The following is a 7,878-nucleotide window of genomic DNA, read 5'->3' on the forward strand; positions in this document are numbered from 1 at the left end:
ATATTAACGGGCGTGCATTTCCGTTGGCGGGGCCGGGCGCAGATAGGTTGTTTTCATCGGTTTTTTGGTGCGTTTTTTAGCGGTAGTTTTTTTAACTGCCGCTTTTTTTTGCGGTAATTTTACACCATAAAAATTCAAAATACCTTCGTACAAGGCTTGCACAAGGGTTTTGCGTCCTTCCTCGGTACGGGCCATTTCTTCCTGTTCGGGTAAAATCAAGTATGCATTTTCCACCAAAATACTGGGTATTTGCGGAATGCGTGGAATAAACAAGATATCGTTGGCAATCATACCGTTATCGGGCAATTTTACGTTTTTGGTGAACGATTGATAGACCGCTTGTGCCAACTTAAAACTATGCGGATAATTGTAATACACCGAATAACCGCGCGGACGGGCTAACGGATTAACCGTTTCCGGTAAGGCATTATAATGCAAACTAACAAAAATATGAGCATTTTCCGCCAAGGCTTGTTCGTAACGTTCTTGCAAACTTTTGCGGTTGTTGCCGTGGCGTGTCAAAATAACCGTAGCGCCTTGTTCTTCTAACAAAGGTTTCAATTCTTCGGCGAGTGCCAAGGTGGCTTCATATTCCAAAAAACCCGTCGGGCCGATGGCACCGTCGTACGGTACTTTACGCCGCGGACTGTGTCCGGCATCTAACAAAATGCGAGCACCTGTTAATGGTTTTTTTGCAGTCGGAGTAAGTTGGGGGGTATGCATTAAATCTAATGTAAAATTTCCGTCTTCAAAATCGTAAGCATGTCCCCACGGGAGTTGGCCTTCTTTGAAATAAATTTTGAATAATACGGTGTTGGTTTGCGGTTGCGTCCATGTTGATTTTTCCAATATGGGGCTGGTAGTATCTGCCGTAAAGTTTTCGTCAAACGTTTCCGTATAATAAAAAGTTAATTCCAATCGGTTATTAAATTCATGTATGCTTACCGGTACCGCGCGTACCCCGGAAAATACGAGCCGCGTTTTATCGGGCAAAACGGTAATTGTCATTTCTTGGATATGGTTATTGGGAACGGGGGTTGTGTCGGGATTATTAAATTTATCCATTTCCAACCACGCGCTTTCTTCGTCATTGAGCCATAAACGGTACTGGTTGTTGAGCCGACCGGTAATGCGCGCGCGACCGTAAGCGCGGTAGAATGGGTACAAATTACCGCTAGCCGTTGGAATTTTACGTATTTTTACGCCGGGAGAAGTAATCTCGGCGGTACGCAACGATTCTTGTGTAGATAAAATTTTTATTTTTTCTTTCGCAGTAATTTTGGCACTTGTTTTATCCGGCCCGTTTTTCATGCGATAAGTGACTTTGGCACTTTTCGGTTTTTGTTCCGGGTCAATAATAAATTGCGCCCGATATACACCCGGGGTGGTGCTGCTTTCTTTTAAGGCGATATTTTTACCGTTTTTGAAACCGGATAAGGTGGCTGTTACTTGGGCTCCCGGTGTACCGCGGGCATATAGGTCTAACGTATCTCCCGGGAGCATTTCTACCGGGGTGCGCGGGAAGATTTCTTCCGGATCAAAAGCGGCTTTTTCAGTGTATATATTGATATCGGTGCCCGGAACGGTAACATGGCGTACGGCCCGAACGGTTGTGTCTTTGTTCGCGGCGGTCAGTAAAAAGGTAAATTCTCCCGGCGTAATCGGCAAAAAAGCCACGAAAGCCCCATTGTCATGAACAGGGATATTCTCTCCGTTAATATCTAACACAATGGGGGCTGCCAAGTTGACTCTTCCGAATATAAAAATAGATTTGGCACCGCGCGATACCTTCATGTTTTCATACGGATATTGAACGGTAATAGGAGCATCGGCGGGAGCGGTTTTTTCTTGCGCGGGTAAGTAAGGGGCAATAGAAATTTCTTGGCTGGCAGACGGTAATAAGAAAAAATAAACGGTTAAAACGGTAAAAAGTATTTTTTTCATACGTATAAAATGATAACATAATTATATGGGAAATTGTGCAGATATTATTCAATTCTTAAATACTTACCTAAACAGCGCGCATATTACAGATGCCAGCCATAATGGTTTGCAAGTATCCGGTACGCCGCGGGTAGGAAAAATTGTATTTGGTGTATCTGCTTCCTTGGAACTTTTCCGCAAAGCCAAAGTGGCAGGGGCTGATTTAATTATTGTGCACCATGGGCTTTTATGGGGTCAGGAACAACCGCTTACAGGTATGTTCCGCGAGCGGGTGGCCTTTTTGCTCAAACACGATATCAACTTGGCCGCCTATCACTTGCCGCTTGATATGCACCCGGTGGTGGGGCATAATGCGTGTTTAATGCGTGCGGTGCAAGGGTTGCAAGTGCAGCCGTTTGGAGAATACCACGGCGAGCATATTGGCTACCGCGGGGTAGTGGAAAACCGCCCCTTAACCGAACTCGTGCAAGTGTGGGAAACCCTATGCGGTACAAAAGCACAAGTGTTGCCGTTTGGGCCGTCGCACATTCACACATTGGGAATTGTGAGCGGCGGTGCGCATAGTATTTTACCGCAAGCCATCAACGAACATTTAGATTTATATGTTACCGGAGTGTTGGACGAACCCGTCCAAGAATGGTGCCGCGAAGGAAATATTAACTGTGTGGCATTAGGACATTATAATTCGGAAAAACCCGGTATATTAGCCCTGCAAGAATTAGTGGCTAAACATTTTAAAGTGGAAACCGAATTTATTGATATTGCAAATCCGATATAAGTAGTTAGAGGAGAAAGAAAACAAATGGACACGAAGACGTTACTTAAAAAAATTGACACATACTCACAAGAAGTCATCAAACTACAAACCAATATGATTGCTTGCCCGGCAGTTTCGCCGTCGGAAGGCGGAACGGGGGAAGGCGAAAAAGCCGCGTACTTGCTTTCGGTTATTAAAAAAATGAAATTTGACGAAGTGTTTGTCATCAATATCCCGGATGAAAAAGCGCCAACGGGTGTCCGCCCGAATATTATGGCGAAATATTACGGGGAAAATAAAGAGAAAACGTTGTGGGTTATGGCGCACATGGACGTCGTGCCTGCGGGAGATTTATCCTTGTGGAATACCGATCCGTTCAAAGCCGTTGTCAAAGGAGATAAAATTTACGGCCGCGGTTCGGAAGATAACCAACAAGGGTTGGTATCCGGCTTGCTCGCCGTGAAAGCCATGATGGATTGTAACGTCCGTCCGCCATGCAACTATGCGTTGCTCTTAAACGCTGACGAAGAAATGGGCAGCGAATATGGATTGTTAGCCATTTTGAAGAAACATTCTCATTTATTCGGGCCGGAAGATGTATTTTTAGTACCCGATGGCGGTAATGAAGAAGGTACCATGGTGGAAGTAGCCGAAAAAAATATGTTATGGGCTAAAATTACGGTGCTTGGAAAGCCTACCCATGCTTCTACTCCGTTAGCCGGGGTAAATGCCCACCGCGCCGCAGCGCATTTGGTCGTAGCGTTAGATGAAAAATTACATAAGAAGTTCCATAAGAAAGATAAACTCTTTGCGCCGGAACTTCGCAGCACTTTTGAACCGACCAAACACGAAGCCAATGTCCCTAACGTAAATACAATCCCCGGACGGGAAGTATTTTATATGGATTGCCGTATTTTACCGCGTTATTCCAATGAAAAAGTGTTAGAAGTCATGCGTAAAATAGCGGATAAAATTGAAAAGAAATTCGGTGTTACGGTTACTATTGAAGACCCGATTAACGACGGTTCTAAACCGACCGATCCGAAACATCCGGTAGTGCAGTTGATGAAAGAATCGGTGCAAACAATCTACAAAAACAACCCGCGCATTATGGGGGTTGGCGGAGGTACCGTAGGTGCCTATTTGCGTAATGCGGGCTTCCCGGCAGTAGTATATTCTAAATTAGACGAAACCATGCACCAACCTAACGAATATTCCAGCATCAAAAATACATTAGGTGATGCCAAAGTATTTGCGTTGGTAGCGATGCGTTTTAACTAAAAAAGAGGTGTCGTATGAAAAAAGGTTTTGCAGTAATTGAAATCGTGGCGATTGCGGCGGTACTTATCTTTTTATGTGTGTTTACCGTACCGAAGTTTATGTCGCTAGTGCATAAAGCGCAAGAAGGTAGCACCAAGCACCAACTCATGCGCGTACGTAGCGCTATTGCGGCCTATTACGGCGAAAACCAAGGGATGTATCCGACGGATGATTTGTCGTGTTTAGTACCGCGGTATTTGGAAGAAATACCGCTCGCGCGCATTCCGGGATATGCTCCGTCATCCCATGTTTCCATCGGCAATTTTGAAACGGCATTTACTAAAACGGGAGGGTGGGCTTATGTCAATGACCCGGCTGATCCGCGTTTTGGTGATTTCTTTGTTAATTCCGAAAAAGAAGACAGTTACGGTAAAATGTGGCATACGCACTGATTTGATCCCCGTGTTTTTATTACACGGGGATTTTTTGCATAAGGAATAATATGGAAACAGTAACTTTAGTAGTGGCTTTTTTGTTTGGGTTAGTATTTGGTAGTTTTCTCAACGTGTGTATTTACCGTATCCCGCGTGATAAATCGGTGGCGTGGCCGCCGTCGTTTTGCCCGCAATGTAATGCACATATCCGTTGGTATGATAATATCCCGGTGCTCAGTTATATTTTATTGTTGGGCAAATGCCGCAACTGTAAAAAACATATTTCCTTGCAATATCCTGTGGTGGAATTGTTGACGGGGCTTTTGACTGCCTTGTTTGTATGGCGCTACGGAATAAGTATATGGACATTTGTAGTAATAGTGGCCGTATATGCGTTAATTGCTTTATCTGTTATTGACTTTGAACTCATGATTATTCCTGACCGTTTTTCGTTAGGGCTGATTGTGTGGGGGTTGCTCTTTGCGTGGGCCAATCCGATTTATAGCGGTGCTTGGTGGCAAAAAGAATTATATGCTTTAGGTGGTGCGGCAGCCGGATTCTTCGGCATTTTGGCGATTGCGCTTATCGGTACATGGATATTCAAAAAAGATGCTATGGGCGGCGGCGATGTAAAACTAATGGGTGGCGTCGGCGCACTTATCGGGTGGCAAGGCGTATTAACAACGGTGGTAATGGCATCCTTCTTTGGACTTGTTTATTCGTTGTTCTTGATGATATTTAAGGGGAAAAAGGGGGGAGATGCTATCCCGTTTGGCCCGTTTTTAAGTTTAGGCGCACTCATCAATTTGTTGTATCTGATAGTGCCGTCTATGCTGCTTATTGAGTTTTAATTAGATAGTGTACAGTAAAAAATCCCCGCAATTAGTTGCGGGGATTTTTTTAGTTCCGGAAAAAACTTATTTATTTACCGGTGCTTGGGCCGTTAAGTGTTTGGCTAATTTGCTAAACGCTTGGCCGCGGTGGCTGATTTTGTTTTTTTGTGCTTCGGTCAATTCCGCCAGGGCCGTTTGCCCGTTATTTACCATAAAAATCGGGTCGTAGCCAAAACCGTTCTCGCCGCGGTAGCCAAACCCGATGTGTCCTTCTAAGACACCTTCAAAAGTGCAAACGTCGCCTTGCGGAGTAGCCCAACACGCTACCGTACGGAAACGCGCTTGGCGTTGCGAAAGTTGTTTATGCTCTAATTCGCTAAGCAGTTTGCGATTGTTCTCATCATCATCGGCATTATCGCCGGCGTATCGGGCCGTATGAACGCCCGGGGCTCCGTTAAGCGCATCTACTTCAAGGCCGGTATCGTCCGAAATAGTCACCAGTCCGGTTTGTTTAGCCGCATATAATGCTTTTTGTGCGGCATTTTCTTCCAACGTGTGGCCTGTTTCGGCGGGTAATGTAACCCCTTTGATATCAGCCAAACTGATATATTCTACCGAAGTGCCTTGTTTTAATTTATGAGGCAAAATGTGTAATAATTCCTGTAACTTGTGCGAATTATGTGTTGCAATTAAAATCTTCATTTTATTTTTGTTCCGTACCTAACAATACGACGACTTGGTCGATAATATTTAAGCCCACTAAGAACGATTTGTTCATATCATCTACACTGAGCCATTCGGTGTACGAGTGCATGTTGTTTTGCCCGGTAAAAAGCATATAAGAACCAACAATTTTTTGGGGCAAATTCTTAGTAGCCGCGGCGAAAATGGCTCCGGTTGTTCCGGCCCGTTCGGAAACGGGACGCATTTTTACACCGGCCGCTTCAAAAGCGCTTTTCGATACTCTAAACGATGCCGGGTGAGCCGTTTCACCTACGTTATTATAGGTGGATTCTGTTTTAATAGAAAAATCTACTTTAGTATATTTTGCAGATAAAAATTTCACAATTTCCCGTATGAAATCTTCTAATTGGTCTAAATCGGCTTGGGCAAAACTGCGCGCGCGGAAATCGACAACGGTGGTGTCGTTGCTCGGACGATTGGTAAATACATCCAAATATCCTTCTCTGTCGCGGCTTTCCGAGGGAAGACGTAACCAACGCGAGCAAGAAGAGTTAAGATTTACAATGCTGTTATCGGCAAAACGACGCGGAATAGACGGATCTTCATATACTTGATGTATTAAGTCCGCCGCGGCAAGCCCGTGATTGACGTACGGACCGTCCGCATTCGATTGGTGCCCTTCATGCCCTTTGACGGTAACAAGGATGCGAAGCGCATTAAAGTTATCGGTCATTAATTCACCATCTACACTGCCGTCAAAATCAAACGCAATTTCCGGGCGATAAGGGACTCCGGCAATAAAGTCTGCCGCGCCACCGGTTTCTTCATTAGGAGCAATAACAATTTGCATTTCACCGTGTTTTTTCTCCGGATGTTTGGCAAGCACTTCCAGGGTTGTCATGACAATAGAAAGTCCGGCACGGTCATCGGCTCCTAAATTGGTGGTGCCGTCGGATGTAATAATCATATTGCCGATTTGGGTTTTTAAGTAGGCATCACGCGGGGTATCCGGATCTAAAATTTGTTTTTCACCTTGCGGATTGACACCGAGTTCAATTTTTCCGCCCCGGTAATTGGTAATAACATTGGCATTAACATTATTGGTGGTTACATCGGGGGTAACGTCGTAATGGGCGCTAAAACCCAAGATAGGTGCCGTTGTGCCTTCGGGCAAATTAGACGGAATACGCACGAAAATGTAATAATGGTCAGTTAGTACGGCATCTTTATAACCCATGTCTTTAATTTCTTCATGTAAGGCTTTAGCCATTTCTATTTGACCGGGCGTAATTTCTTCGGTATAACTGCTTTGGCTGTTATAGGTTACATATTTTAAGAAACGCGAAAGCAATATGGGGCGATATTGTTTGGCCAGTTGTTTGTTGACAGCGGCCATATCTTTCGGTTGAGAAAATACGGTTGTGGCATAGGCTCTCAACAATTCATTTTCAATAGTATCGTGCAAATCGGTTTTGGCCTGTATCTCCGACGGGAAAAGTGCTACCAAAAATGCAGTTAAGATAACGGATAATACTTTGTTCATAAAGTCTCCTTTTAAGAAATTATATTTTAATTGTAGTAATCTGGTTAAAGCCGCACAAGGGCCAAAAGACCTATGGCGGAAATAGGCCCTGCTTCGCCGAAAAAATAAAATAGGCGCTTGACAGGTTATCGGCCTTTTGGTACATTGATATTATCAACCCTAATCTATGGGAAATAACATGCCGGGAATCCTATTGTTGTTGAGTCGGTATGATATAGATTTATCCTAGAGGGTATATAGGTACGCTAGGTGCGTACTTTGGCGAGGAGGCATAAAATGAAAAGTAAAAAGAAACGTGCTTTTACGCTGACAGAACTGCTGGTGGTAGTAATTGTAATTGGGGTTTTGTCGGCGGTAGTTTTACCGAAGTTTAATAAAATTATAGAAACCCGCAAAACAACGGAAGCGGAAGAAATGATGGCA

8 protein-coding genes are annotated in these 7,878 nt (G+C 44.3%); 5 read left to right on the plus strand and 3 right to left on the minus strand.

What is annotated here, in order from left to right; all coding sequences use genetic code 11:
• Window positions 1–3 precede the first annotated feature (3 nt).
• Window positions 4–1,944 (minus strand): N-acetylmuramoyl-L-alanine amidase family protein, encoded by a 1,941-nt coding sequence (locus tag ACQY3H_RS05035; RefSeq protein ID WP_428075485.1) that lies wholly within the window; start codon window positions 1,942–1,944, stop codon window positions 4–6.
• 25 nt (window positions 1,945–1,969) lie between these two features.
• Here ACQY3H_RS05035 and ACQY3H_RS05040 point away from each other — a divergent pair, with 25 nt between their 5' ends.
• Genes ACQY3H_RS05040 through ACQY3H_RS05055 form a run of 4 tightly spaced genes read left to right on the plus strand, consistent with a single transcriptional unit; the run spans window position 1,970 to window position 5,246 of the window.
• Window positions 1,970–2,722, plus strand: coding sequence for a Nif3-like dinuclear metal center hexameric protein (locus ACQY3H_RS05040; protein WP_428075486.1), 753 nt, complete (start codon window positions 1,970–1,972; stop codon window positions 2,720–2,722).
• A gap of 24 nt (window positions 2,723–2,746) precedes the next feature.
• A complete protein-coding gene (locus ACQY3H_RS05045) occupies window positions 2,747–3,982 on the plus strand; it encodes a M20 family metallo-hydrolase (protein WP_428075487.1) in 1,236 nt (411 codons plus the stop codon).
• Window positions 3,983–3,996: 14 nt separating this feature from the next.
• Window positions 3,997–4,413, plus strand: a complete 417-nt coding sequence (locus tag ACQY3H_RS05050) for a type II secretion system protein (RefSeq protein WP_428075488.1) — start codon at window positions 3,997–3,999, stop codon at window positions 4,411–4,413.
• A 50-nt stretch (window positions 4,414–4,463) separates the two neighbouring features.
• Window positions 4,464–5,246: a prepilin peptidase gene (locus ACQY3H_RS05055; protein ID WP_428075489.1), complete on the plus strand. Its 783-nt coding sequence runs from the start codon at window positions 4,464–4,466 to the stop codon at window positions 5,244–5,246.
• A gap of 66 nt (window positions 5,247–5,312) precedes the next feature.
• Here ACQY3H_RS05055 and rdgB read toward each other — a convergent pair whose 3' ends face one another.
• Both rdgB and ACQY3H_RS05065 read right to left on the minus strand, forming a co-directional pair.
• On the minus strand, window positions 5,313–5,930 hold the full coding sequence (rdgB, locus tag ACQY3H_RS05060) for an RdgB/HAM1 family non-canonical purine NTP pyrophosphatase (RefSeq protein ID WP_428075490.1): 618 nt from the start codon (window positions 5,928–5,930) through the stop codon (window positions 5,313–5,315).
• A 1-nt stretch (window position 5,931) separates the two neighbouring features.
• Window positions 5,932–7,455, minus strand: coding sequence for a M20/M25/M40 family metallo-hydrolase (locus ACQY3H_RS05065; RefSeq protein WP_428075491.1), 1,524 nt, complete (start codon window positions 7,453–7,455; stop codon window positions 5,932–5,934).
• 276 nt (window positions 7,456–7,731) lie between these two features.
• Here ACQY3H_RS05065 and ACQY3H_RS05070 point away from each other — a divergent pair.
• The coding region (locus ACQY3H_RS05070) for a prepilin-type N-terminal cleavage/methylation domain-containing protein (RefSeq protein WP_428074809.1) at window positions 7,732–7,878 on the plus strand (147 nt) is incomplete at its 3' end.

Source organism: Candidatus Avelusimicrobium luingense (assembly GCF_902757105.1).
Classification (GTDB): Bacteria; Elusimicrobiota; Elusimicrobia; order Elusimicrobiales; family Elusimicrobiaceae; genus Avelusimicrobium; species Avelusimicrobium luingense.

What these genes read in the sequence shown, in the direction of transcription:
- ACQY3H_RS05035 (WP_428075485.1), bottom strand. Translation starts at nt 1,944, where the DNA reads ATGAAAAAAATACTTTTTACCGTTTTAACCGTTTATTTTTTCTTATTA.
- ACQY3H_RS05040 (WP_428075486.1), top strand. Translation starts at nt 1,970, where the DNA reads ATGGGAAATTGTGCAGATATTATTCAATTCTTAAATACTTACCTAAAC.
- ACQY3H_RS05045 (WP_428075487.1), top strand. Translation starts at nt 2,747, where the DNA reads ATGGACACGAAGACGTTACTTAAAAAAATTGACACATACTCACAAGAA.
- ACQY3H_RS05050 (WP_428075488.1), top strand. Translation starts at nt 3,997, where the DNA reads ATGAAAAAAGGTTTTGCAGTAATTGAAATCGTGGCGATTGCGGCGGTA.
- ACQY3H_RS05055 (WP_428075489.1), top strand. Translation starts at nt 4,464, where the DNA reads ATGGAAACAGTAACTTTAGTAGTGGCTTTTTTGTTTGGGTTAGTATTT.
- rdgB (WP_428075490.1), bottom strand. Translation starts at nt 5,930, where the DNA reads ATGAAGATTTTAATTGCAACACATAATTCGCACAAGTTACAGGAATTA.
- ACQY3H_RS05065 (WP_428075491.1), bottom strand. Translation starts at nt 7,455, where the DNA reads ATGAACAAAGTATTATCCGTTATCTTAACTGCATTTTTGGTAGCACTT.